The sequence below is a fragment of the Flaviramulus sp. genome, from assembly GCF_982512915.1.
This window is the reverse complement of the sequence record NZ_CEWOCJ010000026.1, coordinates 1-24,896: the sequence shown is the minus strand read 5'-3', so window position 1 is coordinate 24,896 and position 24,896 is coordinate 1. Positions and strand designations below refer to the sequence as shown.

At 30.2% G+C, this 24,896-nt stretch carries 28 protein-coding genes; 17 read left to right on the top strand and 11 right to left on the bottom strand.

The window, feature by feature from the left end; translation table 11 throughout:
- The first annotated feature begins 42 nt into the window (after nt 1–42).
- The 12 genes from AC1XJX_RS12550 to AC1XJX_RS12495 all read left to right on the top strand — a co-directional run bounded on the left by AC1XJX_RS12550 (nt 43) and on the right by AC1XJX_RS12495 (nt 13,406).
- The gene (locus tag AC1XJX_RS12550; protein ID WP_482004333.1) at nt 43–1,719 is read left to right on the top strand and encodes a BatD family protein; all 1,677 of its coding nucleotides are present in this window, start codon (nt 43–45) and stop codon (nt 1,717–1,719) included.
- Complete coding sequence (locus AC1XJX_RS12545; RefSeq protein ID WP_482004332.1) at nt 1,719–2,723, top strand: vWA domain-containing protein; 1,005 nt, start codon at nt 1,719–1,721, stop codon at nt 2,721–2,723. Before AC1XJX_RS12550 ends, AC1XJX_RS12545 begins: the two co-directional genes overlap by 1 nt.
- A gap of 134 nt (nt 2,724–2,857) precedes the next feature.
- Nucleotides 2,858–3,895, top strand: a complete 1,038-nt coding sequence (locus tag AC1XJX_RS12540; RefSeq protein WP_482004331.1) for a VWA domain-containing protein — start codon at nt 2,858–2,860, stop codon at nt 3,893–3,895.
- A gap of 83 nt (nt 3,896–3,978) precedes the next feature.
- Nucleotides 3,979–4,824: a tetratricopeptide repeat protein gene (locus tag AC1XJX_RS12535; RefSeq protein WP_482004330.1), complete on the top strand. Its 846-nt coding sequence runs from the start codon at nt 3,979–3,981 to the stop codon at nt 4,822–4,824.
- Between the two features lie 39 nt (nt 4,825–4,863).
- A complete protein-coding gene (locus tag AC1XJX_RS12530; RefSeq protein ID WP_482004329.1) occupies nt 4,864–6,639 on the top strand; it encodes a BatD family protein in 1,776 nt (591 codons plus the stop codon).
- 1 nt (nt 6,640) lies between these two features.
- Nucleotides 6,641–7,399 carry a tetratricopeptide repeat protein gene (locus AC1XJX_RS12525; RefSeq protein WP_482004328.1) on the top strand — a complete coding sequence of 253 codons (759 nt, stop codon included), beginning with the start codon at nt 6,641–6,643 and terminating at the stop codon, nt 7,397–7,399.
- Nucleotides 7,400–7,523: 124 nt separating this feature from the next.
- Nucleotides 7,524–7,769: a hypothetical protein gene (locus AC1XJX_RS12520; protein ID WP_482004327.1), complete on the top strand. Its 246-nt coding sequence runs from the start codon at nt 7,524–7,526 to the stop codon at nt 7,767–7,769.
- 84 nt (nt 7,770–7,853) lie between these two features.
- Nucleotides 7,854–9,434 (top strand): SulP family inorganic anion transporter, encoded by a 1,581-nt coding sequence (locus tag AC1XJX_RS12515; protein ID WP_482004326.1) that lies wholly within the window; start codon nt 7,854–7,856, stop codon nt 9,432–9,434.
- A 30-nt stretch (nt 9,435–9,464) separates the two neighbouring features.
- The gene (locus AC1XJX_RS12510; protein ID WP_482004325.1) at nt 9,465–10,091 is read left to right on the top strand and encodes a carbonic anhydrase family protein; all 627 of its coding nucleotides are present in this window, start codon (nt 9,465–9,467) and stop codon (nt 10,089–10,091) included.
- Between the two features lie 27 nt (nt 10,092–10,118).
- Nucleotides 10,119–10,787, top strand: a complete 669-nt coding sequence (locus AC1XJX_RS12505; protein WP_482004324.1) for a DUF2490 domain-containing protein — start codon at nt 10,119–10,121, stop codon at nt 10,785–10,787.
- A gap of 112 nt (nt 10,788–10,899) precedes the next feature.
- Complete coding sequence (locus tag AC1XJX_RS12500; RefSeq protein ID WP_482004323.1) at nt 10,900–12,768, top strand: SulP family inorganic anion transporter; 1,869 nt, start codon at nt 10,900–10,902, stop codon at nt 12,766–12,768.
- Between the two features lie 11 nt (nt 12,769–12,779).
- Nucleotides 12,780–13,406: a carbonic anhydrase gene (locus AC1XJX_RS12495; RefSeq protein WP_482004322.1), complete on the top strand. Its 627-nt coding sequence runs from the start codon at nt 12,780–12,782 to the stop codon at nt 13,404–13,406.
- A 17-nt stretch (nt 13,407–13,423) separates the two neighbouring features.
- Here the strand turns inward: AC1XJX_RS12495 and AC1XJX_RS12490 are convergent, their stop codons facing one another.
- A complete protein-coding gene (locus tag AC1XJX_RS12490) occupies nt 13,424–13,936 on the bottom strand; it encodes a CvpA family protein (RefSeq protein ID WP_482004321.1) in 513 nt (170 codons plus the stop codon).
- Between the two features lie 73 nt (nt 13,937–14,009).
- Between AC1XJX_RS12490 and AC1XJX_RS12485 the strand changes: the two genes are divergently transcribed.
- Nucleotides 14,010–14,366: a hypothetical protein gene (locus AC1XJX_RS12485; RefSeq protein ID WP_482004320.1), complete on the top strand. Its 357-nt coding sequence runs from the start codon at nt 14,010–14,012 to the stop codon at nt 14,364–14,366.
- Between the two features lie 138 nt (nt 14,367–14,504).
- Complete coding sequence (locus AC1XJX_RS12480) at nt 14,505–15,524, top strand: phenylalanine--tRNA ligase subunit alpha (RefSeq protein ID WP_482004319.1); 1,020 nt, start codon at nt 14,505–14,507, stop codon at nt 15,522–15,524.
- A gap of 149 nt (nt 15,525–15,673) precedes the next feature.
- On the opposite strand, the gene AC1XJX_RS12475 is transcribed toward AC1XJX_RS12480, so the two are convergent.
- Nucleotides 15,674–16,453, bottom strand: coding sequence for an SDR family NAD(P)-dependent oxidoreductase (locus tag AC1XJX_RS12475; protein ID WP_482004318.1), 780 nt, complete (start codon nt 16,451–16,453; stop codon nt 15,674–15,676).
- Between the two features lie 49 nt (nt 16,454–16,502).
- Nucleotides 16,503–17,024, bottom strand: coding sequence for a TetR/AcrR family transcriptional regulator (locus tag AC1XJX_RS12470; protein WP_482004317.1), 522 nt, complete (start codon nt 17,022–17,024; stop codon nt 16,503–16,505).
- 273 nt (nt 17,025–17,297) lie between these two features.
- On the opposite strand from AC1XJX_RS12470, the gene AC1XJX_RS12465 reads away from it, so the two are divergent.
- Entirely contained in the window at nt 17,298–17,693 is a 396-nt protein-coding gene (locus tag AC1XJX_RS12465; RefSeq protein WP_482004316.1) for a hypothetical protein, read from the top strand.
- Between the two features lie 125 nt (nt 17,694–17,818).
- On the opposite strand, the gene AC1XJX_RS12460 is transcribed toward AC1XJX_RS12465, so the two are convergent.
- Nucleotides 17,819–18,820, bottom strand: a complete 1,002-nt coding sequence (locus AC1XJX_RS12460) for an NAD(P)H-dependent glycerol-3-phosphate dehydrogenase (RefSeq protein WP_482004315.1) — start codon at nt 18,818–18,820, stop codon at nt 17,819–17,821.
- A gap of 132 nt (nt 18,821–18,952) precedes the next feature.
- Here AC1XJX_RS12460 and AC1XJX_RS12455 point away from each other — a divergent pair, with 132 nt between their 5' ends.
- Nucleotides 18,953–19,891 (top strand): nicotinic acid mononucleotide adenyltransferase, encoded by a 939-nt coding sequence (locus tag AC1XJX_RS12455; protein WP_482004314.1) that lies wholly within the window; start codon nt 18,953–18,955, stop codon nt 19,889–19,891.
- Between the two features lie 49 nt (nt 19,892–19,940).
- Here the strand turns inward: AC1XJX_RS12455 and AC1XJX_RS12450 are convergent, their stop codons facing one another.
- The 7 genes from AC1XJX_RS12450 to AC1XJX_RS12420 form a co-directional block, all read right to left on the bottom strand.
- Nucleotides 19,941–20,348, bottom strand: coding sequence for a hypothetical protein (locus AC1XJX_RS12450; protein ID WP_482004313.1), 408 nt, complete (start codon nt 20,346–20,348; stop codon nt 19,941–19,943).
- Between the two features lies 1 nt (nt 20,349).
- Nucleotides 20,350–20,922, bottom strand: coding sequence for an archaeosortase/exosortase family protein (locus AC1XJX_RS12445; RefSeq protein ID WP_482004312.1), 573 nt, complete (start codon nt 20,920–20,922; stop codon nt 20,350–20,352).
- A gap of 2 nt (nt 20,923–20,924) precedes the next feature.
- Entirely contained in the window at nt 20,925–21,167 is a 243-nt protein-coding gene (locus tag AC1XJX_RS12440) for a PID-CTERM protein-sorting domain-containing protein (protein ID WP_482004311.1), read from the bottom strand.
- A gap of 317 nt (nt 21,168–21,484) precedes the next feature.
- Nucleotides 21,485–21,724 carry a PID-CTERM protein-sorting domain-containing protein gene (locus AC1XJX_RS12435; RefSeq protein ID WP_482004310.1) on the bottom strand — a complete coding sequence of 80 codons (240 nt, stop codon included), beginning with the start codon at nt 21,722–21,724 and terminating at the stop codon, nt 21,485–21,487.
- A gap of 191 nt (nt 21,725–21,915) precedes the next feature.
- Complete coding sequence (gene nadD / locus AC1XJX_RS12430; RefSeq protein ID WP_482004309.1) at nt 21,916–22,494, bottom strand: nicotinate (nicotinamide) nucleotide adenylyltransferase; 579 nt, start codon at nt 22,492–22,494, stop codon at nt 21,916–21,918.
- An 11-nt stretch (nt 22,495–22,505) separates the two neighbouring features.
- On the bottom strand, nt 22,506–23,099 hold the full coding sequence (gene gmk / locus AC1XJX_RS12425) for a guanylate kinase (protein WP_482004308.1): 594 nt from the start codon (nt 23,097–23,099) through the stop codon (nt 22,506–22,508).
- Between the two features lie 39 nt (nt 23,100–23,138).
- Nucleotides 23,139–23,999, bottom strand: coding sequence for a YicC/YloC family endoribonuclease (locus AC1XJX_RS12420; RefSeq protein ID WP_482004307.1), 861 nt, complete (start codon nt 23,997–23,999; stop codon nt 23,139–23,141).
- Between the two features lie 246 nt (nt 24,000–24,245).
- On the opposite strand from AC1XJX_RS12420, the gene AC1XJX_RS12415 reads away from it, so the two are divergent.
- Nucleotides 24,246–24,836: a hypothetical protein gene (locus AC1XJX_RS12415; RefSeq protein WP_482004306.1), complete on the top strand. Its 591-nt coding sequence runs from the start codon at nt 24,246–24,248 to the stop codon at nt 24,834–24,836.
- The last annotated feature ends 60 nt before the right edge of the window (nt 24,837–24,896 follow it).

The following is a 24,896-nucleotide window of genomic DNA, read 5'->3' as shown; positions in this document are numbered from 1 at the left end:
AAATTGAATGTCAGGTTGAGCGCAGTCGAAACCTAAAGAATAATGAAAAAACTAAATATAAATATTAAAGGTTTAACAATAAAGAATAAAGAATCAAGAAAAACTTGCTTTTTTAAGAAAACAGCTTTGTTTCTTTTCTTAACACTCTTTTCTCAGTTCGCATCAGCACAAGTTAAATCTACTATAGATTCAACTAAAATAATGATTGGCGAGCAAATAACGTATCATATTCAAGTTGAAACTGACACAATCAGCTTAGTAGTTTTCCCCGAAGGGCAAACATTTTCGCCATTAGAAATGATTGAGTCTTATGATACGGATACTATAAAAAATAAAGACAAATACAACCTTATAAAAAAGTACGGATTAACACAATTTGATTCTGGCAAATACACCATTCCTAGACAAAAAATAATTATTGGAGATAAAACATTCTTTACCGATTCATTAAAAGTTGAGGTAACAGATGTGGCTATTGATACTCTAAAACAAGGGCTTTATGACATTAAACCGTTAATTGAAGTAAAAAAGAGCTCGAGTGATTGGTGGAAATATTTATTATTAACCCTATTAATTATTGGGATTTTTGCCTTTTTAATATATTGGTTTATTTGGCGTAAAAAACCACTAACTGAAGAAGAACAGATTGCATTATTACCGCCTTATGATCGCGCAAAATTGGCATTGAAAAAGCTAGATGAGTGTCAGTACTTAGAAAATGAAAATTTAAAAGATTATTATTCTGATCTAACCTTCATTATTAGAAAATATCTTGATGAAAAAGTTTATGACCGCGCTTTGGAAAGCACAACAGATGAGCTTATAAACAGACTTAGAATTCTAAAAGATGGCAATCAAGTTGATTTAAGTTTTGATGATATAAAAAACTTAGAAAGCATATTAAAACGTGCCGATTTAGTAAAATTTGCAAAGTCTGAACCAGATATTGAACTTGCAAAATTAGACCGTGATACCATTGATGTAGAAATCGATCATGTAAAAGAAGCCTTGCCTGAACCAACTGAAGAAGAGAAATTACAGGATGAAAAATATAGGCAAGAGTTAGAAAGAAAAAAGAAACGAAACAAAATAATATTAACTATTGCTTTAAGTCTGTTTTTAATAGTCTCTACGTTTATTGGGTTTTCAATAAAATACGGATTTACGTACGTTAAAGATACCATCATTGGAAACGATAGTAAAGAACTTTTAGAAGGTAACTGGATAACTAGCGAATATGGTTTCCCTCCAGTATATATAAGCACTCCTGAGGTTTTAAAACGTATTGATACACCTATTCCAAACGAGCTTGAAGGCCAAATGAAAATTACCACATTTGGATATGAGTTAAAAGAACGTATTACTGTAGTTACATCAACAACAGTATTAGCGCAAGCGCAAGACAGTTTAGATATTACTCAAGCTATTGAAGGGAATTTAAAAACCTTAGAAAGCAGAGGTGCTCGTAATATTTTTACTAAAAACGACAAGTTTACCACACCTAACGGATCAGAAGGTATTAAAACCTCAGGAACTTTAGATTATCCATTAAATAACACAGAAAATTTTATTAACGGAAAATATACATCATTGAGTTTTACAAGCGGCGGAAAAGTTATTCAACAAATAATTTTAACTTGGCGAAAAGATGATGTTTATGCAGATGAAATTATGGAACGGATTTTAAATTCTATAGAACTTAATAAACCAGAAAAATAATGTTTGAAGGTGTAGATTTTTTAAATAAAGAATTTTTCTGGTTGCTATTGGCATTGCCATTGGCAATACTTTGGTACATTTTTAAAAATAAAAAGCAAACAGCCGAATTAAAAATATCGAGTTTAAAAGGCTTTAAAATTACCAATTCTTGGTTGCCAAAATTAAAACATCTATTATTTGTTTTACGTCTTTTAGCACTAGCGTTACTCATAACAGCTATAGCAAGACCTCAATCAGTTGATGTTTCTACAAAAACGAAAACTACTCGGGGTATTGATATTGTTATGGCTATTGATGTTTCTGCAAGTATGCTCGCCAAAGATTTATCACCAAATAGATTAGAAGCACTTAAAGAAGTAGCCTCAGATTTTATTAAAGGGAGACCAAACGATAGAATTGGTTTAGTGGAATATGCTGGCGAGAGTTATACAAAAACTCCAATCACAAGTGATAAAGCTATAGTATTAAGATCGCTAGCTAGTATAAAATACAACACAATTATTGAAGGCGGTACTGCTATTGGTATGGGTTTAGCAACCTCAGTTAACAGATTAAAAGATAGTAAAGCAATTAGTAAAGTTATTATTTTACTAACAGATGGTGTAAACAATTCTGGATTTATCGATCCTAAAATTGCTAGCGAATTAGCTGTGGAGTATGGTATAAAAGTCTATACCATAGGTTTAGGCACTAATGGAATGGCACTATCACCAGTAGCTCTTTTACCTAACGGACAATTTCAGTACGAACGCATACAGGTTGAAATAGATGAAAAACTCTTAACAGAAATAGCCAATGTTACCGGAGGTAAATATTTTAGAGCTACAAACAATAAAAAATTAGAAGAAATATATAGTGAAATTAATAAGCTGGAAAAAACAGAAATTGAAGAGTTTAAGTTTTATAATTATCAAGAAAAGTATCGATCATTAGTGCTTTTAGCAGGCTTATTTTTGCTAATAGAACTATTATTACGCTATACGGTTTTTAGAAGTTTTGTATAAACAAGAAGAATATAAAAGAGAATAGAAAAAAGTTAGTAATCTATGTTACACTAAAATAATTCAAAGTGTTCCCATAGAAAAGTGAATTTGTAAAAATACCATCAAACAAATCCTCGAAGAACAAATAAACGACAATGTATCAATTAGAAGAAATAATATGGTTTTGGGCTTTAGTGATTATTCCAGTAATAATTTTGCTTTTTTTGACGCTTCAATTCTGGAGATACAGAGTGCAAAATAAATTTGCAGACAAACAACTTCTTAATCGATTAAGTCCAAATAAATCAATTTTCAAAAGTGTTTTAAAAGTATTGTTTTTATGCTTAGCATTTTTATGTTTAACTATCGCTCTAATTAACCCTAAAATAGGCACTAAATTAGAAACCGTTAAACGAGAAGGCGTAGATATTGTTTTTGCAGTAGATGTGTCAAAAAGTATGTTAGCAGAAGATATTGCTCCAAACCGCTTAGAAAAAGCAAAACAATTAGTTACTCAAATCATTAATAACTTGGCAAGTGATCGTGTTGGTATTATTGCTTACGCAGGAAAAGCATTTCCACAATTACCCATTACAACTGATTATGCTTCGGCGAAAATGTTTTTACAAAGTATGAATACAGACATGCTTTCATCCCAAGGAACAGCAATAAATGAAGCGATTAAATTAGCTAAAACTTATTTTGATGATGAAGAGCAAACCAATCGTGTTCTAATTATTATCTCCGATGGTGAAGATCACAATGAAGAGGCTTCAGCAGTTGCTGATGAAGCTAACGAAGAAGGGATTAGGATTTTTACTATTGGTGTTGGAGATGTAAAAGGAGGACCTATACCAGAAAAAAGAAATGGTGTAGTTTTAAATTATAAAAAAGATAATCAAGGGGAGACTGTCATAACTAAATTGAACGAAGAAACACTTAAAAGCATAGCTCAAGAAGCTAATGGTGCTTATATAAATGGGAAAAACACAAATGAAGTTGTAGAAAGTATCAGAGAGATTTTAAATACCATGGATAAAACAGAGTTTGAAGCAAAACAATTTGCAGATTTTAAAGATCAGTTTCAATGGTTTTTAGGGTTTGGTATTTTCTTTTTATTGGTTGACATTTTCTTATTAGAAAGAAAAACAGCATGGTTAAAAAAACTCAATTTATTTAACGAAAACTTTTAGTTTATTATTTATATTTTTTTTAACTAACATTAAAACAAGGTTTTATAATTTTAAATTAAAAATAGGACATAATTTAACTTAAAATGAAACAAATAATAATATTAATTCTAGTATTTATATCTCAGCTTACGCTAGCACAAGTAGATGATAAAGCACAACTATTGACTTTAAAAAAATCTAATAATTATGTTTATGAAGCTAATAATTTAATATACGAGGAGGATTTTGTATCTGCAGAAATGGCTTACAGAAAAGCAATATCTGAAAAACCAAATACAGTTGCTGGCACTTTCAATTTAGGAAACGCTTATTTTAATAGCGGTAATTTTGAAGAAGCCTTATACAGGTTGCAACAAGCGGCTGAAACTGCAACTTCTAAAACAGAAAAACATAAAGCTTTTCATAATATTGGTAATATTTTAATGAAAAACAAAAAATGTAAAGAAGCTGTTGAAGCATACAAAAGTGCTTTGAGAAATAACCCAAAAGATGATGAAACTAGATATAATTTAGGATTAGCAAAAATATGCGCAGAACAACAGAAAGATCAGCAAGATCAAAATAAAGACGAAGATAAAAAGGACGAGAATAAAGAAGATAAAGATAAAAAAGAAGACCAGGAAAACAAAGACAAAGAAGGCGATAATAAAGATAAACAAGATAAAAAAGACGAAGGTGACCAAGATAAGAAAGAAGGTGAAGACGAAAAAGATGATAAAGGTAAGCCTAAAGATGAAAAAGAAGATAAAGGTAAAGAAGATGAAGAAAAGAAAGACCAAAAACCACCTAAACCACAACCTGGTCAGTTATCTCCTCAGCAAATAAAAAACCTTTTAGAAGCCATGAATAATCAAGAACAAAAAGTTCAAGAAAAAATGAATGCTGAAAAACAAAAAGGGGTAAAAGTAAAAACAGAAAAAGATTGGTAATTCTTACCAAGAAGTTGGAAGTATGAAGTTTGAAAATAAATGAAATTTAAAAAGCACATATCAATATTTATAATATTATTTGTTACTACAATAGCAGCTTCACAGGTTAAATTTGAAGCTAAAGTAAGTAAACAAAAATTAGGTGTTAATGAACGTTTACGAATTGATTTTGAAATGAATCAAGACGGCGATAATTTTAGCCCTCCAGATTTTGAAAACTTTACAGTTGTTGGCGGACCAAACCAATCTGTTAGTAACTCATGGATAAATGGTGTTCGAACTTATAAAAAAACATACAGTTATTTTTTAGCACCAAAATCCAGAGGAACTTTTACGATTTCTCAAGCTTCAATAACTATTGATGGTGAGACTTACAAAACCACACCTATAAAAATTGAGGTTTCTGCTGCTGTTGATATTCCAAAAGACCCTAATGATCCTAATTACTTAGCACAAGAAAACATACATTTAGTTGCTGAGGTTTCAGAATCTAGCCCCTATTTAAATGAAGCAATAACGGTAGTATATAAGTTGTATGTGTCACCTAAAGTTGCAGTTGATAACTGGAATGAAATTGATAGCCCTAGATATAATGATTTTTGGAGTCAAACTATAAATACCCAAGGCCAAAAAGTACAAAATGGGACCTTTAATGGAGAAGATTATAGATATCTAATTTTACGAAAAACAGTTTTATATCCACAAAAAACAGGTAAGTTAAATATTGAGCCATTAAGTTTAGATATTGCATTACGTGTTCCAACTAATAGACGAGATATTTTTGGAAGTATTTTAATGACACGCGTAAACAAAACAGTATCTGCAGGTAATAAAACTATAAATGTTAAACCACTACCAGATGCTGGTAAACCAGCAGATTTTACTGGAGCTGTAGGGGATTTTAATTTTGATGTTACAGCATCAAAAACAGAGTTAGATGCAACCGAATCTTTTCAACTTAAAGTAGGTGTTAGAGGAAATGGCAACTTAAAACTTTTTAAACTTCCTAAAGTTTCATTACCTAGTTCTTTAGAGGTTTATGAACCAGAACACACAGAAAATGTAAATACTAATTTATCGGGTATGCAAGGAAGTATTTCAGATAGTTATATTATTGTTCCTCAGTATAAGGGTAAATATCCTATACCAAGTATTTCGTTTTCTTATTTTGATTTGAAAACTGAAACCTACAAACGATTATCTTCTGAAGAAATTATTATTAATGTTTTGAATGGTCCTACTAGTGGTGATGATTCAATAGCTGATAATACAGTTTCAAATATTAATAAACAGGCAGTTGTTTTTAATAATGATCAGTTCGCTTTCATTAAAACAAAAACTAGTTTTTCCGCAATAAAACAATCTCATTTTTTCAAAACTAATTTATTTTGGAATTTATTATTCTTACCATTTTTAGCAATTCCATTAGCCATATTTATTAGAAATAAAAAAGCTAGTAGAGATGCAGATGTTTATGGTAATAAAATTAGAAAAGCGGATAAACTAGCTAGAAAATATTTAAGCAATGCTAAAAAATCGTTGGGGAGAAAAGAAGCTTTTTATATTGCACTGGAAAAGGCATTACATAACTATTTAAAAGCCAAATTACATATAGAAACAAAAGATTTAAGTAAAGATAAAATCGATAATTTATTAATCGAAAAACTGGTAGAACCTACAGTAATTAAAGATTTTTTATCAATTTTAGAGAGCTGTGAATTGGCACGTTATACTCCTATAGATATTGTAACCATGCAAGAAGATTACGATAAAGCGGCAAAAACTATTTCTTTAATTGATAAACAAGCACGTTAAGATGAAAAAGGTTATTTACATAATATCGTTTTTGTTAAGTTTTTCATTTTTTGGTCAAAATAAAGCCCTATTCGACAAAGCAAACACACTATACAATCAAGGGAAGTATACTGAGGCCATTGATGGTTATAATGCTATTTTAGAAACTGATAACCATTCTGCCGATTTATATTTTAATATGGCTAATGCCCATTACAAGCTTAATAATATAGCACCAAGTATTTATTTTTACGAAAAGGCATTACAATTATCTCCAAATGACTCAGACATAAAAAATAATTTAGCATTTGCAAAAAACATGACTATTGATGCTATAGATGTTATTCCAGAAGCTGGTTTCTCAAAACTTATAAAAAACACGACAAATATGTTTTCTTTTGATTCTTGGGCAAAAGCTTCGGTTGGATTTGTTTTTATCTTTGTTATTTTATTTTTAGTTTACTATTTTTCCTATGCCACTATAAAAAAACGATTATCATTTATAGGAAGTCTCATAGCATTAATACTTGTATGTATAACCCTTGCTTTAGCTTTTAATAAGTATACTTTAGATAAAAATGATAACCCTGCAATTATTTTTGCTCAAGAAACAAAAGTGAAAAGCGACCCTAATAACAGAAGTGAGGAATCTTTTAGACTACATGAAGGTACTAAAGTACAAGTACTTCAAACATATAATGATTGGAAAGAGATAAAACTTGTTGACGGAAAAACAGGTTGGGTTGTTTCAGAAGATATTAAATTATTAAACAATAAATAATACTTATATTATTAATTAATAATTTTTATACGAGTAAAAAAAAAGTATATTTGATATCTATGCAACAATATAAATGTCAAAAAATTTAATATCTATAATCTTTTCTACCATATTTTTGGTTTTCTTGCTAGCGCCTACAATTATTACTATTGTAGATGATTCTATTGATATTTCTTTATTTTATGCTATATCAGAAGAGGAAGAAAGCGGAGTTGAGAAAAACAAAATTGATGAAGTGTTAATTTTACAGAGGTATACCTCCGAATCTTTTTTTGTCTCTAAAAAAATAAAGCTAATTACAGTTTATTTCTTCAAGAATTACAAAAAACCACATCTAAATCTCATTTCTCCCCCACCAGACCTGGTTTAATATTTTTTACTCTTTAACTATAAAGTGTTTATAGATTCGCAGATTGTAGCCTATTTTATTTCAATTTAAATTAACTTATTTTTTATGTTTAAAACTATTAAGAGTGACTTTCCAGCTAGTATAGTCGTTTTTTTTGTCGCATTACCATTATGTTTGGGTATTGCTTTAGCTAGTGGTGCACCACTTTTCTCCGGAGTTATTGCTGGAATAATTGGAGGTGTTATTGTTGGGGCTTTAAGTGGTTCTAAAGTTGGAGTAAGTGGTCCAGCAGCTGGTTTAGCAGCTATTGTATTAACAGCTATTGGGACTTTAGGGGGCTATCAAAACTTTCTAGTAGCGGTTGTTTTAGGTGGCATAATACAAATCATATTTGGTGTTTTAAAAGCCGGAATTATTGGGTATTATTTCCCGTCTTCTGTTATTAAAGGTATGCTTACAGGTATTGGTATTATTATTATTTTGAAACAAATACCACACTTTTTTGGTTATGATTCCGAGCCAGAGGGCGCCGATAGTTTTCTTGAGTCATCTGGTGAAAATACATTTTCAGCAATTTTACATATTGTAGATAATATAACTCTTGGCTCAATGGTGATAGGGATTATTGGTTTGATTATTTTAATATTATGGGACCAAGTGCTTTCAAAAAAAGGGAGAATATTTCAGCTTGTTCAGGGGCCTTTAGTAGCTGTTGTTGTTGGAGTTGTTTTTTATGCTGTGACACAAGGTGACTCAAGTTTAGCGATAGAATCCTCACACTTGGTAAATGTTCCAATACCAGATAGTGTAGACTCTTTTGTTGGTCAGTTCAGTTTCCCTAATTTTTCAGCAATTACAAATCCAGAAGTTTGGATTGTTGGTTTTACCATTGCACTAGTAGCGAGTTTGGAAACCCTTTTATGCGTTGAGGCGACAGATAAATTAGATCCTCAAAAAAATGTAACACCAACTAACCGTGAGTTACTTGCACAAGGAACCGGAAATATATTATCTGGATTAGTTGGAGGTCTACCAATCACACAAGTAATAGTTAGAAGTTCAGCAAATATACAATCGGGCGGTCGTTCTAAAATGTCATCAATTATTCATGGATTCTTTTTGCTAATATCTGTAATTTTAATTCCAAGATTACTAAATATGATCCCTTTATCTGTACTAGCAGCTATTTTATTATTGGTTGGTTACAAGCTCGCAAAACCATCATTATTTAAAAAAATGTACGAATTAGGATGGAAACAGTGGGTGCCATTTGTTGTAACGGTAGTAGGTATTGTATTTACTGATTTATTGGTAGGTATTGGTTTGGGTCTTGCAGTTGGTATTGTTGTAATATTGATAAAAAGTTATCAAAACTCTCATTTTTTACATAAAGAGGGCGAAGATATAGATGATGGAAAAATAAAAATGACTTTAGCTGAAGAAGTAACATTTTTTAATAAAGGAGCTATTTTAAAAGAATTAGATAAGTTGCCAGAAAATTCTTTTTTAGAGCTAGACGTTAGAAAAACTAGGTATTTAGATAATGATATTATTGAAATTTTAGAAGATTTTGCGTTTAAAGCAAAAGAAAGGCACATAAATATAAAATTAATTTCGGAGCGAGGTGTTATTGAAAATCCAGATAGTTTCGTAGCTTTTTTTAAGCTAACACCCAAAATAAATTAATTTTCAAACGAAATATTAAATGTAAATGGCATGAAAGCACATACAAAAGAAACGCAATTAACGATGACACCTGAAAAGGCGTTAGAGTTTTTAAAAGAAGGAAATCTAAGATTTCAACAGAATTTAAAGGCTAACCGAAATTTATTAGAGCAAGTTAATGATACTAGTGATGGGCAATTTCCATTTGCCACTATTTTAAGCTGCATTGATTCAAGAGTATCTGCTGAATTGGTTTTTGATCAAGGTTTAGGTGATATTTTTAGTGTTAGAATTGCAGGAAATTTTGTAAACGAAGACATTTTAGGTAGTATGGAATTCGCTTCAAAACTTGCAGGAACAAAACTATTAGTTGTTTTAGGTCACACAAGTTGTGGCGCAATAAAAGGCGCTTGTGACGATGCTAAAATGGGTAATTTAACTAAGCTTATTGAAAAAATTACACCTGCAGTAAATGCTGTTTCAGAGCCTAAGGATAAAAGTTTAAGAAATTCTAAAAACTTAGATTTTGTAGATAGTGTTTCAAAAATGAATGTTGAATTAACTATTGCAAGAATACATAAAGAAAGCCCAATTCTTTCAGAAATGGAAGAACATGGTGAGATTAAAATTATTGGTGCCATGTATGACATAAATACAGGAGCCGTTGAATTTTACTGATTTAATGGTTAATCTGGAAAATTTGGAATGAAAAATAAAACAAATTTGGTACTAATAATACTGGTTTTGTTACTGCCATTATTTTCTCAATCTCAAGATAGTAATTTTGGTAATTGGTTAATTTATATTGGGAATAAAAAATTAAACCAAAAATGGAATATACATAACGAAATCCAATACCGAAATCACAATGCAATTAGTGATTTAGAACAACTACTTATAAGAACAGGTTTAGGCTACACATTTAACGAGAATAAGAATAATATTTTATTGGGTTATGGTTATATTTTATCTAAAAACTATCTAGCTAACAAAGATGATAAGGTTTCGGTAAATGAACATAGAATTTTTCAGCAATTTACATCCAATCAAAACATAGGGAAAGTGATATTAAATCATCGTTATAGGTTTGAACAGCGTTTTGTAGAGTCGGATTTTAAGATGAGGTTTCGTTATTTTTTGGCGTTAAATATTCCTTTAAAGGTAACAGAGAGCAAGAGTAGTAAATATTATTTATCCGCATACAATGAAATATTTTTAAACACAAAAGCATCGATTTTTGATAGAAATAGAGTTTATGGTGGTATTGGCTTTCATGTAAATAAAAACATAAAAGTTGAAGCAGGCTATATGAATCAGTTTTTTGAAACATCGAGTCGAGATCAATTCAATATTATAACGTTTGTAAACTTCTAAAAGAGAATTAAACTATAGTTAAAAGTCAATACTTTTGGTATTGACTTTTATTTTGGATTTAGATGAATTATCTTAGAAGTTCTAATAAATTAAAAACAATTAATATAAACAGATGAAAAAACTCTTAACAAGCATAAAAGGCGATGCATTTGGAGGAATAACTGCTGGTATTGTAGCATTGCCTCTTGCTTTAGCCTTTGGTGTAAGTTCTGGTTTAGGACCAAGTGCAGGATTATATGGCGCTATTTTTATAGGGTTTTTTGCTGCTCTTTTTGGTGGAACTCCAACACAAATTTCGGGTCCAACAGCACCAATGACAGCAGTTAGTTTAGTTATTATTGCTGGTCTCATTGCAACCAATGACGGAGATGTTAGTAAGGCATTACCAGCTATTTTAACTATATTTTTGCTTGCAGGTTTAATACAAATAGTTTTAGGGTTTTTGGGATTAGGTAAATATATTAGTTACATACCTTACCCTGTAGTCTCAGGATTTATGACTGCTATTGGTTTAATTATTATTTTAACTCAATTATTACCATCTTTAGGCTATAGTCCAAAACAAGATGAAGCTTTTGTGGAACAGTTTAAACCACAAGCAAAAGAAGTTATTTTAAAAAATATTTTAGAAGAAGAAGTAGGTGATAACGTTTTAGTTATTGAAGATTTTAAGGAAACCATTAAAAAAGCAAGTACAATTGAAGATGAGCAAGCACTTGTTTTAAAAGAATCTCAAATACTGGCAGCAAAAGAAGCCTCTGGTGCATTGGGTGCTTTAAAAGTTTTACATAGAGCTATAAAAAACATCAATTTGCTTGAACTAGTATTGGCTTTAGGTACCATTATTATAGTTTTTGGTTTCAAAAAAATAACTACAAAAATCCCAAGTACATTAGTAGCATTAATAGTAATGTCTGGAATTTCAGTTGGTTTTGGTTTTGACTATATGAAAATTCAGGAAATTCCATCAGGGCTACCATTGCCCAATTTAGAAATGTTTACCTCCTTTAGCTTTGGCGCAATTACACCATATTTATTTACTGCTTTAACTTTATCACTATTAGGATCAATAGACAGTTTATTAACCAGTGTAGTCGCAGATAACATGACTAAAACTAAACATAATTCTAATAGAGAATTAGTTGGTCAAGGTATAGGTAATAGTATAGCTTCTATTTTTGGAGGTATTCCTGGTGCGGGTGCAACCATTAGAACCGTAGTCAATATTAATTCCGGTGGAAAAACAAGACTTTCTGGGATGATAGCTTCTGTTGTCTTATTGATAATACTCTTAGGTCTTGGTCCCGTAGCTTCAAAAATTCCCGCTGCGGTTTTAGCAGGAATATTAATTACAGTGGGTATTGGTGTTATGGATTATAAGGGTTTAAAAGCTATTTCGAGCTTACCAAAAGACATTAAAATTGGTCCTATTAAATTTAGTTCGGAAGTATTTATAATGTTTATCGTTTTATTGCTTTCAACATTTTGGGATTTAATTTATGCAGTTGGCATCGGATTGGTTATTGCATCGTTATTTTTCATGAAAAAAATTGGAGATTTAACGGCTCAACGTAGCGATGTAAAATCCTTAAAGGAAGAAGTTTGGTTAGACGAGGCCAACTTTCCAGCAGAATTAAAAAATGAGGTTTTTATAAAACATGTAAAAGGCCCATTATTTTTTGGGTATACTTCCGATTTTAAAGTACTTTCAAAACAAATTCCTGATACGGCAAAAACTGTTGTTATTCGCTTAGAATTGATGCAATACATTGATCAATCTGGGTTATATGCTATGGAAGATGTACTTTTAAATTTAAATAAAAAGAAGATTAATATACTTTTCGTAAATCTATCAAAACAACCACGATTTATGATGGAGCGCATAGACATTATCCCAGATTTAATTCCACTAGAACAAATTTTTGAAGATTTTGATAGTTGTATGCAGTGGATAAAAACTAACATCAAGCATCAAGAATAATATAGAAAGCCATGAATTTAGAGCACGTATTTGATAATAACGAAAAGTTTATAAAAGATAAACTTTCTGTAGACCACAATTACTTTAAAAAGCTAGGGGAAGGCCAAGCTCCAGAACTACTTTATATTGGCTGTAGCGACAGTCGTGTAAGTGCAGAAGAGCTTATGGGTTTAGAGCCTGGAGAAGCTTTTGTTCATCGTAACATTGCCAATATGGTTATCAGTATCGATGTAAATGTCATGTCGGTAGTCAATTATGCAGTAAATCATTTAAAAGTAAATCATGTGGTGGTTTGTGGGCATTACGCTTGTGGAGGTGTTAAAGCAGCAATGCTATCTGCAGATTTAGGGATTTTAAACCCTTGGTTACGTAATATCCGAGATGTATATCGTATTCATAAAAATGAGCTAAACGCTATTAATGATGAGGAAAAAAAATATGATAGATTGGTAGAACTTAACGTGAAAGAACAGTGTGTTAATCTTATAAAAACTGCTGCAGTTCAAAAAGCTTACAGAGATAGGGGTTTAAAAGTTCACGGTTGGGTTTTTGATGTGCACACAGGAAAATTAATAGACTTAAAAATTGATTTTGAAAAGTATCTAAAAGATATCATGGAAATTTATCATTTAGATTAACTATTAAATAGAGCGTTTTATTCTTTACTATCATCAATAACCGCTTCTTTAAAAGTCAAAATACTCGGAAAAATTAAAGGTACTAAAGATTTTATAGGCTTGTAAAGTAAAGAATTTTCAGTATGCGCATCATCAATAAAGGTAATGGTGGTATTCATTTTATCAAAAACATTAAGAATAACACTTAAAACAATCACTATTTTTAAAGCCCCAAAAACACCGCCAATTAGTTTATTTATAATGCCCAAAGCAGCAAAATCAGCTAGTTTAGTAAGGGCTTTTCCTGCCAATGCAATCGCTAAAACTATAATTATAAAAGTTATGGCAAATGCAGTAATATTAATGGTTTTCTCATTCCATTCGGTTTTATTTTCCAAAAATTCAGCAGCAAAATTGCTAAAATGTATAGTGCCATAAACACCTGCAAATAAAGCAACAAGAGAAGCTACTTCAACAAAAAGTCCTTTCATAAAACCACGCACCAGTCCAAATAAAATTAATCCTCCTAAAACAATATCAATTACACCCATAATTAAATAATTTAAACAAATATAAAATAATAGTAACACTTTGGTTTATTAACTTTGCAGCATTAAAAATATTATGTCTAGAGACGAACAATTAAAGGAACGCTGGGAATTGGTAGTACAAAAACTATCCAATCAATTTGCTGATGGAGATACCCTAGATCTCGATGCTATTATTTATTTAATAGGTGTACAAGAATTGGGGCAATTAGAGAGAAGCTTTAAAAAAGACCAAAAACTAGACCTTATGCATATTGCCATTTGTAAATTATTATCACCATATGGCTACTACGAGCTCGATTTTGTAGATGACGAGGGCTGGCCACATTACAAAACTCTAGAGCAATTACCTCATTTAAAAGCAGGTGAGCAAAGTGTTTTAATGAAAGAAGCCATTGTGAATTATTTTGTAGAAACCGAGTATATTTATTAAAATTATTTTGGCGTTACCCTAAAGGGTCGCGCTTTACATTTCAATCTTTTTATTCGTGCCTCACAAAAAGGATTTCCATTACAATCGCTAACGCAGTTACCGTAAAAAATAGTAAATTTGCCATCATTTTAGTACGTTATGATAGATAAGATAAAAGAATTAATAGCTGAAGCCGAAGCCTTTAAAGCACAAACCAAAGAAGAGGTAGAAGCATTTCGTATAAAATATTTAGGTAAAAAAGGCTTGTTAAACGAGTTTTTTGCAGAGTTTAAAAATGTAGCAAACGATCAAAAAAAAGAATTTGGTCAATCTATAAATAAACTTAAAAAAACAGCCGAGGATAAAGTTAATGCCCTAAAAGAAGAGCTAGAAAGCAAAGAAGAAGTAGTAGGTGTTTTTGGCGATTTATCGCGTCCAGGAGAGCCTATTCAAATAGGAGCAAGACATCCCGTATCTATAGTAAAAAATCAAATTATTGATATTTTTTCACGTATTGGTTTTAATGTAAGTGAGGGTCCAGAAATTGAAGATGATTGGCACAATTTTACAGCCTTAAACTTACCAGAATATCATCCAGCACGCGATATGCAGGACACCTTTTTTATTCAAACAAATCCAGATATATTATTGCGTACACACACCAGTTCTGTACAAGTACGTTATATGGAAAATAATAAACCACCTATTCGCACTATTTCTCCAGGTCGCGTTTACAGAAACGAAGCAATTTCAGCTCGATCACACTGTTTTTTCCATCAAGTAGAAGGTTTATATATTGATAAAGACGTAAGTTTTGCAGATTTAAAACAAACACTTCAACACTTTACAACCGAAATGTTTGGGAAAAGTAAAATTCGTTTACGCCCTTCTTATTTTCCGTTTACAGAACCAAGCGCAGAAATTGATGTGTATTGGGGTTTAGAAACAGAATCTGATTACCGAATTACTAAAGGTACAGGTTGGTTGGAAATTGGTGGATGCGGTATGGTAGACCCTAATGTACTTGAAAACTGCAATATTGATACTAAAGCATATTCTGGTTTTGCATTTGGTGTAGGTATCGATCGTATTGCTATGCTATTACATCAAATAAGTGATATCCGTTTGCTAAGTGAAAACGATGTGCGTTTCTTAGAGCAGTTTAAGAGTGCTTTGTAGAATTTTTATGTTTGTTTAATGTTTAGTATAAGAGCAGTAGCGGATTTAATTGCTCTTTCCTTTCGGATACCAAGATACATAATTAAATGCAAAACGGTTCGAGTATTCACCCAAATCGCTATTGCTTTTATACATTGTTAGTCACCGTTTTATTTAACTTCTTGCATTTGTCTTATTTGTTTTAAAATCATTTTTTTTGGTGTTAATGGAATCATTGCAGTCATTAATTTTTGAGAGAAAGTAAGACCTGAAATAACATCTAATTTCCCGTTTAACATTCCATTATATCCATCTTCTGCTACGCTTCTTGCAGTTACAGGTTTCTTAAACATTTCAGTTTTGTCCATTCCAGATACTTTTCCAAATTGCGTTTCAGTTGCTCCAGGCATTAGGTTGGTAACCGTAATATTTGTGTCGTATAATTCTTCCGCAATTGCATTTCTAAAAAAAGTAACATATGCTTTCGTAGCGTAATATACTGCTTGTAAAGGTCCTGGCATTAAGCTGGCAGTTGAAGAAACATTAAGTATTCTTCCTTCGTTATTTTTTACAAAATCTTGCAAAAAATAATGAGTTAGAGCAGTTAGTACACTAATGTTTAAATTAATCATATCTAAATCTTGCTCTAATTCTCTTTCATGAAATTTTCCTAGCCCACCAAACCCTGCATTGTTTATTAAATAATCCACTTTTAGTCCAGCAGTTTGGATTTCTTCATAGATTTCTTTGGCTGCATTTGGCTTTGTTAAATCCTTTGGGATTACGAAAACATTGATTTTGTAATTTTCTTCTAGCTCTTTTTTTAATTCGTTTAATTTGTTTTCACTTCTTGCTATTACAATTAAATCGCCTCCTTTTTCTGCGTGTATTTTTGAAAATTCCTTTCCTATACCGCCACTTGCTCCTGTAATTAATGCTGTTTTGTTCATTGTTATTATTTGTTAGTGAGTACTTACTTTTATGTTGAGATAAATTTTTTTAAACTGAATATTTATGTTTTAAAAATTGTTTGAATTCGTTTTGATTACTAAAATTCCCCTTCAGTATTTCAGTAGAAATTGATTCGAAAGTTTGAATTAAGTGTTGTGCTTCTAAACTGGGTTTTTCATAGTTGAGTTCTAAAAATGCCCAAGTTAATTTTTCAATCAAGGGTTGCATTTTTTTTGGGTTGTTATATTCTTCCTCCCATTTAAGTTTAAATTGAAGTTTCCAATAATCATATTCCGATTTTTTAATTAAAAATGGCAAGTCAATTGTTTTTTTAATTACAGATTTTGCGTCTTTCTGCTTCAATATATCGGCAAACAAATCATTTGCCTTTTCTTCTGCACTTTCAATTATTGAGTTTAAAAGTCCTTTTTTGTTATTAAAATGTCTAAAAATTAAACCTTCAGAAACCCCTGCTATTTTTGCTATTTTACTTGTTGAAGTAGTGTTAACACCTTCATTTGCAAACAACTCTAAAGCACTCTTTAATATTTTTTCTTTCTTATTTGTCATATATATGTGAGTAATCACTTGCAAATATACGTAGGTTTCTTTAATGCACAATTTTTTTTCCAAATGTTGCCTAACGCTTGATATGAAATCGTTTTAATATTTTATATCTTATTTTAAAGGAAGTTATATTTTTTTTCTGACAAAATCAAGTTTCTAAATTTATAGAAATGATATATTTGTTGCAGGAAACACGCATAATTAAATTTTTAATTTCCACTTAAATATTTATACAAATGTTACATTTGATGTTGTACAAATAATAATTGCAGACCCATGAAAAAGGATATCCAAATTCCAAAAGTTGAAGACGTTTACGTTGCTGTTGTAAATGAGTATAACGACATCTATAAAACTCAAGATTGGAATGCTTATATCATCAACGATAAAAATGTTCATTTAGACATGGTTATTATTGTAACTAGCGGTTATTCTGAAGATAAAAAAACAGCGACTTTTAGAAAAAAAATAGACAAACTTCCTAAAAAAAGCTATGCTAAAATTGAGCTGATGCAAGAGGCATTATTTACTATTAATAACGCTTTTAAAGTGTCTTTTTTTGAAGGTAATACTATGTTTGATAAAACTTATTTATTTAGAAAAAACACCATTAATTTTAAGGCTTTACAAACCATCCCTTTAATGGATGTTAAAGGTGTTTTGGTTAAGTAAATTTATAAAATTGTACCTTATTATTTATAATGTTATTTTGCGTTAGGGATTGCAGTGAAAAGCCCACAGCGAGGTAACGAGCGCGGACTTGTAACGAAAAGCCCGACCCTTGGCTAACGCCCATATTAATCTAACCGCTCTGTTAATTTTTTAAAGGTCTTTTTGGGGTCTTTACCTTGGTAAAGTATTTCGTAAACAGCATTAATTATTGGTAATTGGGTTTTTTTAGTGTTTTTTTGGTTTAATACATGGGCACTTTTAGTTGCGTAATACCCTTCGGCAATCATACTCATTTCCATTTGAGCAGATTTTACTGTGTAGCCTTTACCTATCATGTTTCCAAACATGCGGTTTCTGGAAAATGTTGAGTAGCCAGTAACTAATAAATCGCCTAAATAAGCTGAATTATTAATGTTGCGTTTCATTTTGTGCATCTTTTTAATGAAGCGTTTCATTTCCCTGATAGAGTTACTCATTAATACACTTTGGAAATTATCGCCATAACCTAAACCGTGTGCAATACCTGCTGCAATGGCGTAAATATTTTTAAGCATTACGGCGTACTCTACACCAATAATATCATCACTAATTTTAGTTTTTATATAATCGCTAGATAGGTTTTTAGCTATGGCTTTTGCTTTTTTAGCATCTGAGCATGATATTGTAAGATATGATAAACGCTCTAAAGCTACTTCTTCTGCATGGCAAGGACCAGCAATAACAGCTATATTATCATAAGGGACATTATAAATATTATGAAAATGCTCGCCAACCAATAATCCAGATTCTGGCATAATACCTTTAACAGCAGATACAATTGTTTTATTTGAAATGTTAACTGTTAGTTTTTCTAACTCGCTATGCATAAAAGCAGACGGAATTACAAAAATTAAAACATCGGCATAATCTGCTATCTCGTTAATATCGTTACTTAGTTTTAATTGCTTTAAATTAAACTCAACAGAACTTAAATAATTAGGGTTGTGTTGTTCTTTTAATAAGTGCTCTTTAGTGTAAACACTGCGCATATACCATCCCACTTCATTTAAATTTTCGCAAAGCATTTTTACTATAGCTGTTGCCCAACTCCCTGCTCCGAAAACGGCATATTTTAAAGGCTTTTCCATAAAAATAATATTCTTTTCTGTTTCAAAAATACATAAAATATTAATCAATACTCTAGCTTTAAAATATTAGCTTTTTCTTTTTTGGCACGCGTTTTGAAACCTATTGATTATGAACCCTAAAAACGTTTGATTATGAAGACTGTAAAATTACTTTTAAGCTTTGCATTAACAGCTACATTATTTACCTCATGTTATAGAGAGGTTATTGTTGATGATTTTAATGAACCAAGATTGAATATTAACCAGATATTAAATTCCTACGAACTTTGGTATGTAGATATAAACGCCACTAAAGGTTTTGGAGAAACTCCTTTTTTACAAAAAGCCTTCACTATATCTTTTAGAAATGGCGTTGTTTATGCTAACAATAATATAGTTGGTTTAGGGAATAATGGTAATGGTTTTGGAATTGATGTAGGCGAGTATGATGCTTATGATATGATTTTGGATGTATTTCACGACATTGATGGTTTTGAGACTTTTGATGTGTATTTAATTGATAATAATACCATAGAATTATATAACCCGTATAATGATACGTCTTACTTTTTAGATGGTTACCAACGAAGTAATTTTGATTATGATTTTGTTTTTTATGATAACATTCATTATTTCTTACAAGAGTATGAAGCATGGGAAAAAACATATACCAGTACTTTTGGTGCTATTAACGAGTTTGACAACGAAAATTATCTACAGTTTTTAGCAGGTGGGAATGACTCAGAATTTAGAAGCTCTCAGGATGTAAATATTTCAAACCCAAATAATTTATATTGGGATTATATAGGGATTTATGGTGTAGGTAATATAATAGGGAATATGTACTTGAAAACTTTAACATTAGATTATGATTATCTAGGCAATGAATATTTTGAATTGAGCGTTATAAATGATGGAAAGATAGAATTATATCATCCAGCTTCTGAAACAATTTATGAATTTGAAGGAAGAGGTTATATTCAATTCTTAAAAAATACAGATACAAAAGGTAAAACTACGACGGTAGATAAAAAACGTAAGTTTAAAAAAGATAAAATTGAAAACCCTAGAGTGAATACCAGGGTTAAATAAAAAGTTTGGTTGGTTATTTAGTTTAGAAACCGTTTAAAGATATTTTTCTTTAAGCGGTTTCTTTTTTTAAGCTCTTGTTTAGTAAGCCCATGGCAACATATAAAACTGGTGAAATTAAAATTTCTTGAACTGTGTGAGCAAAATTTTTAATGTCTCGGCTTAATTCCAATATAAACCAATCAAATAAACCTAAGCTAGTAATTATAATTAATCCAGAAATATGAACAAGATGCCAGATAGAAGACATCCATTTATCTTCTAATTTTCCTAAATGATAAGTGCCAATAAAATAAACGGCTAAAGTAACTCCAAATCTAATGAGGTGAAACGTTAATTTAGGTAATAATAGCCATTCGCCACTTTCAGTAATGAAAAATAGGCCATTCCAAGAGTAAATAATTATTATAAATATAAGTCCTGCAATAAAGCGAAACTTTCCTGATTTATATGGGTTCATTCTATTTTAAACTAATTTTCCTAGCGTAAACCATCCACATTAAAAATGTAGCTGTATATACAGTAGCTTTAAACAAATAATGATGGGCAAAGTCAAAATACGCATGGTAATATTCACGTAAATAAATAAGGCCAGTACATCTAAATATATTAATAATATCTATTAAAACAACACCTATTACAATGTATAAAACTTTACGCCAAAATCTAGAAGGCATACACACTATAAAACCAATGTACAAAATCATTAACTCTAAGCCATTACAGATGTCAGCAATATAAAGAACCAACTTATCATGATGAAATATTTGCGAAGCCTTTTGTGTTACCAAACCCTCTCCTTCAATATAGGTAGAAATTTCTGATTTTGATATAAATCCAGACATATCTCCTAAGCCATTTAAAACATATACAGAAGCATTTCCTACGTGTTCTGTTAATGGCTCGTCTAATAACCTAGAATCTGATAGGAATAAACCATAAACCAGCTTCCATATTATAAAAAACAATAAGGCCTTTCCTAAGAAAAGCCTTATTGGTAAAGGGATATCATTTTTAAGCGATTTTAAATCCACTATTATTTATTATCACGTAGTTTTTTAACACCAAAAGCAGCAGCACCCAACAATAAGATACCAAGACCTCCATCTAAAGGCACAGATGTATGACCATTATTATTTTGGTTGTGCCCACAAGTATTAGAGTGTGTATGCCAAAAAGTCCACCATCCTGTTGCATTTGAATTAGTAGGAAAAGTAAACGCAATTACTATGGCAGCTATTGCTATAGTTTTAGATAATGTTTGCTTTGTATTTTTCATTTTGTTTTTTGTTAAATTTATAGCTTTGTAAAGGTAAAAACAATATATGTTGTTTATTAAAATTGTTTATTTTTTTCGATGAAACCTATTTTTTAATCTTTTAAAGACTTATATAATTCGTTAAAATACTTTTTTATTCTATTAAAAAATTTAAAGGATTTATTATTATATTTTTAACTTTAATTAAAGTTCTTGAGTTTGAAAATTTCTTTGAGGTTAATCATGTTTGTTTCTCTTCAATAAATAAGTATTTGTTGTAAAAAAAAAGCCTTTCTTTAAGAAAGGCTTTTTTAAAAAGTAATTTTATACTCTTATAATTATTGTTTTTTGTTGTCGCGTAATTTACTAGCTCCGAATGCAGCAGCACCTATTAATAAGATACCTAAACCACCATCTAAAGGAACTGAATCGCCTCCATTGTTGTCGTTACTTCCATTATCGTAACTTTGACTGTCTTTACTTTTTTTGTCATTAGAACCACCAGCATAAGTGTTTGTTGCAAGTAATAAACTAAAAAGGATTGTTAAAACTCCTATGTTTTTTTTAAAATTTCCCATTGCGTATTTAAATTTAAATTGATTAACAGCGATGTAAAATTAAACCTGTTTGACTAAATATTAATTATTTGTTAGGTTTTTTCGTTAAGATGCTTTTTTTTGCTTTAAACGGCTTTTTTTAATTCGTTTTAACGATTAATTCTACTTGTTAACGCCTTTGTTAATTAGATAGTTAAGTAGAATTAATAAGATTATTTATAAAAATTCATCTCATCAAGGTATTCCCAAACATGTTCTGGGAGTATGGGTTTTATATTTTTATTAGCTTTTATTGCTTTACGAATAAAGGTGGATGAAAGCTCAACAATTGGAGCTTCTATGTGATGTATTTTTTTGTGATTATCAAAAGGAGTTTCCGTTTTATTCTCAGAAATTCTTGGATATACGTAAATGTGATGATTTTTAAGAATTAATTCATAGTTTTTCCATTTATGAAAACTTTTTAAATTGTCTTCTCCCATGATTAAAGCAAATTCATAATCTGGATATTTTTCTTGAAGATATGCAAGTGTATTTACTGTGTAATTTGGCTGAGGTAAATTAAATTCAATATCGCTAGGTTTTAGTTTAGCATAATCTTTAGTAGCACGATATACCATTTCTAAACGTTGATAGTTATCTAGTAAGGTACTTTTTTTTTTGAACGGATTATGAGGCGTAACAACAAACCAAATTTGATCTAAATCACTATACTCTGCCATATGGTTCGCAATAATTAAATGGCCAACATGAATGGGATTGAACGAACCAAAAAACAGACCAACTTTCATGATTAAATGTTTTAAGAATTAATAAAATCACCTACTATTTTTTTAGCATCAATTAATGCTTTATCTAAATCGTCATTTACAATTATAATATCAAATAAAGGGGCAGTTGCTAATTCTGCAGAGGCTTTTGCTACGCGCATATTTATTTTATCTTCAGTTTCAGTTTTACGTTTTTTTAACCTAATTTTTAGTTCATCAATGCTTGGTGGCTTAACAAAAATAGCTATGGTTTGTTCAGGGTATTTTCGTTTTATTCTCAAGCCTCCAGATACATCAATATCAAAAATTACGTTTTTGCCTTGTTCCCAAATCCGTGTTACTTCGGTTTTTAAAGTTCCGTAAAAATTATCTCGATATACTTCTTCCCATTCTAGAAATTCGTCGTTTTTAATTTTGGTTTTAAATTCTTTAGCCGAAAGGAAATAATAGTCTTTTCCATCTTTTTCTGTGCCGCGTTTTTCTCTTGAAGTTGCTGAAATTGAGAATTCTAAATTTAAATTATCTATTCCCAACAAATGTCTAACAATGGTTGTTTTGCCAGATCCTGAAGGTGCTGAAAAAACGATTAATTTACCTACTTTATTGTCTATATTTTGTGTTGCCAATATGTTAAATTGTTTTGTATTGAGATTTTTATTAAACTTTTAAAGAACATTCAAGAGTTGTTCCTTAATCTTCTCAAGTTCATCTTTCATTTGAACAACCAATTGTTGCATGGGCGCATAGTTGCTTTTAGAACCAATAGTGTTTATTTCTCGTCCCATTTCTTGGCTAATAAAGCCAAGTTTTTTTCCATTAGAATCTTTTGAGTTAATACATTCAATAAAGTAATTTAAATGATTTTTTAAACGTACCTTTTCTTCAGTAATATCAAACTTTTCTATGTAATAAACCAACTCTTGTTCAAAACGATTTTCGTCGTATTTTTCTTTTAATTCTTCAACACCTTTTAATAAGCGTTCTCTAACGCCTTCAATACGTTCAGGATCCATTTTTATCACTTGTTCTAACAAATCTTCAATAATAATGATACGATTATTAAAATCTTGCTCTAATACTTGGCCTTCATCTAATCTATGTTTAATTAAATCATCAATTGCAATATTTATTTCTGCTTCAATGGTTTGCCATTCATTTTCATCAATTTCCTCTCTAACGGTATTTAAAGCATCAGGAAAACGTACTGCCATTTTTAGGAGTTCCATATCATTTCCTTCATTCAAAACATTTTTTAATTGTTGCATATATTGTTTAACAACCGGAATATTAATTTGAGTAGAAGTGTCCTCTGCTGTAGCCTCAACATAAATTGAAAAATCAATTTTACCGCGTTCTAATTTATCTGCAAGAATTTTTCTAATTGATAACTCTTTTTCCCTGTAAATAGATGGTGTTCTGGTATTTAAATCTAAACTCTTACTGTTTAAAGATTTAAGTTCTACGGTTATTTTTTTTGTTGGCAACTGTAAAACAGATTTCCCATAACCAGTCATTGAAAATATCATAAACGTTTGTATTTGTTTATACAAAGGTAATTAAAACCTTAAGTTTAGAAAATAAATAAAAAGTGCTGAAAATTTTGAGGGAAAAAGAAGGTATAACTCAGATGATTTCAATTGAAAATATAGTTGAAATACGTAATTTAAGCATTTAAGCTAAGAAATTGATTACAAAATTTTTATTTAATTAATTGTTTATTAACTTTATAAACGTATTAGCAACAAATCATCTTTTCATTAAAAATAATTACTATGAAATCAATTAGCTTAATTTCCACATTTTTAATTTCATTAATTATCTTCTCTCAAAATAATAATCAAATAAAACAATTTTCTTTTACTTCAGAAGGACTAAATACTAATGAAATTGAAGTAAAAATGAAAGGAATGGATAAAGAGGATTTAATAGAGAAAGCTAAAAAATGGATTAAAGAGAAGTATGGAAATTTGGATGTTATTAATAAACAAATTGATACTGGTAAAGAAACTGATGAAGTTGAAAAAGGCAAAAAAGACAAAAAAATTAATTTTGATGGTTTTACAGATAATGCCATATGTTTTGGTTTAAATTCTGATTATAGTTGTTTTGATGCCATTTATGAAATTGAATTAGAATTTGATGATGATGAGTATATATTTATCATTGATAAGTTGGAATATGAAATTCCGGGGAATAAAAAAGACCAAAAAATTAAATTAAATAAAAGTGATTTTCATTATAAAGATGGAGATTTAATAGTAGGTTATGAAAAAGTACCAACTCAAATTGAAAATTTATTCAATAATTTGAATAAGAGTTTGTTTAACTATTTATCAGATTTTGAGCAAGAAACAGAGTGGTAAAAACTAAATATTTTGTTTAAAATAGAAAAGGCTTTATCAATAAGATAAAGCCTTTTGTAC

Excerpts from the sequence above, each read along its gene's own strand:
- AC1XJX_RS12550 (WP_482004333.1), top strand. The coding sequence starts at position 43 with ATGAAAAAACTAAATATAAATATTAAAGGTTTAACAATAAAGAATAAA.
- AC1XJX_RS12545 (WP_482004332.1), top strand. The coding sequence starts at position 1,719 with ATGTTTGAAGGTGTAGATTTTTTAAATAAAGAATTTTTCTGGTTGCTA.
- AC1XJX_RS12540 (WP_482004331.1), top strand. The coding sequence starts at position 2,858 with ATGTATCAATTAGAAGAAATAATATGGTTTTGGGCTTTAGTGATTATT.
- AC1XJX_RS12535 (WP_482004330.1), top strand. The coding sequence starts at position 3,979 with ATGAAACAAATAATAATATTAATTCTAGTATTTATATCTCAGCTTACG.
- AC1XJX_RS12530 (WP_482004329.1), top strand. The coding sequence starts at position 4,864 with ATGAAATTTAAAAAGCACATATCAATATTTATAATATTATTTGTTACT.
- AC1XJX_RS12525 (WP_482004328.1), top strand. The coding sequence starts at position 6,641 with ATGAAAAAGGTTATTTACATAATATCGTTTTTGTTAAGTTTTTCATTT.
- AC1XJX_RS12515 (WP_482004326.1), top strand. The coding sequence starts at position 7,854 with ATGTTTAAAACTATTAAGAGTGACTTTCCAGCTAGTATAGTCGTTTTT.
- AC1XJX_RS12510 (WP_482004325.1), top strand. The coding sequence starts at position 9,465 with ATGAAAGCACATACAAAAGAAACGCAATTAACGATGACACCTGAAAAG.
- AC1XJX_RS12505 (WP_482004324.1), top strand. The coding sequence starts at position 10,119 with ATGAAAAATAAAACAAATTTGGTACTAATAATACTGGTTTTGTTACTG.
- AC1XJX_RS12500 (WP_482004323.1), top strand. The coding sequence starts at position 10,900 with ATGAAAAAACTCTTAACAAGCATAAAAGGCGATGCATTTGGAGGAATA.
- AC1XJX_RS12495 (WP_482004322.1), top strand. The coding sequence starts at position 12,780 with ATGAATTTAGAGCACGTATTTGATAATAACGAAAAGTTTATAAAAGAT.
- AC1XJX_RS12490 (WP_482004321.1), bottom strand. The coding sequence starts at position 13,936 with ATGGGTGTAATTGATATTGTTTTAGGAGGATTAATTTTATTTGGACTG.
- AC1XJX_RS12485 (WP_482004320.1), top strand. The coding sequence starts at position 14,010 with ATGTCTAGAGACGAACAATTAAAGGAACGCTGGGAATTGGTAGTACAA.
- AC1XJX_RS12480 (WP_482004319.1), top strand. The coding sequence starts at position 14,505 with ATGATAGATAAGATAAAAGAATTAATAGCTGAAGCCGAAGCCTTTAAA.
- AC1XJX_RS12475 (WP_482004318.1), bottom strand. The coding sequence starts at position 16,453 with ATGAACAAAACAGCATTAATTACAGGAGCAAGTGGCGGTATAGGAAAG.
- AC1XJX_RS12470 (WP_482004317.1), bottom strand. The coding sequence starts at position 17,024 with ATGACAAATAAGAAAGAAAAAATATTAAAGAGTGCTTTAGAGTTGTTT.
- AC1XJX_RS12465 (WP_482004316.1), top strand. The coding sequence starts at position 17,298 with ATGAAAAAGGATATCCAAATTCCAAAAGTTGAAGACGTTTACGTTGCT.
- AC1XJX_RS12460 (WP_482004315.1), bottom strand. The coding sequence starts at position 18,820 with ATGGAAAAGCCTTTAAAATATGCCGTTTTCGGAGCAGGGAGTTGGGCA.
- AC1XJX_RS12455 (WP_482004314.1), top strand. The coding sequence starts at position 18,953 with ATGAAGACTGTAAAATTACTTTTAAGCTTTGCATTAACAGCTACATTA.
- AC1XJX_RS12450 (WP_482004313.1), bottom strand. The coding sequence starts at position 20,348 with ATGAACCCATATAAATCAGGAAAGTTTCGCTTTATTGCAGGACTTATA.
- AC1XJX_RS12440 (WP_482004311.1), bottom strand. The coding sequence starts at position 21,167 with ATGAAAAATACAAAGCAAACATTATCTAAAACTATAGCAATAGCTGCC.
- AC1XJX_RS12435 (WP_482004310.1), bottom strand. The coding sequence starts at position 21,724 with ATGGGAAATTTTAAAAAAAACATAGGAGTTTTAACAATCCTTTTTAGT.
- nadD (WP_482004309.1), bottom strand. The coding sequence starts at position 22,494 with ATGAAAGTTGGTCTGTTTTTTGGTTCGTTCAATCCCATTCATGTTGGC.
- AC1XJX_RS12420 (WP_482004307.1), bottom strand. The coding sequence starts at position 23,999 with ATGATATTTTCAATGACTGGTTATGGGAAATCTGTTTTACAGTTGCCA.
- AC1XJX_RS12415 (WP_482004306.1), top strand. The coding sequence starts at position 24,246 with ATGAAATCAATTAGCTTAATTTCCACATTTTTAATTTCATTAATTATC.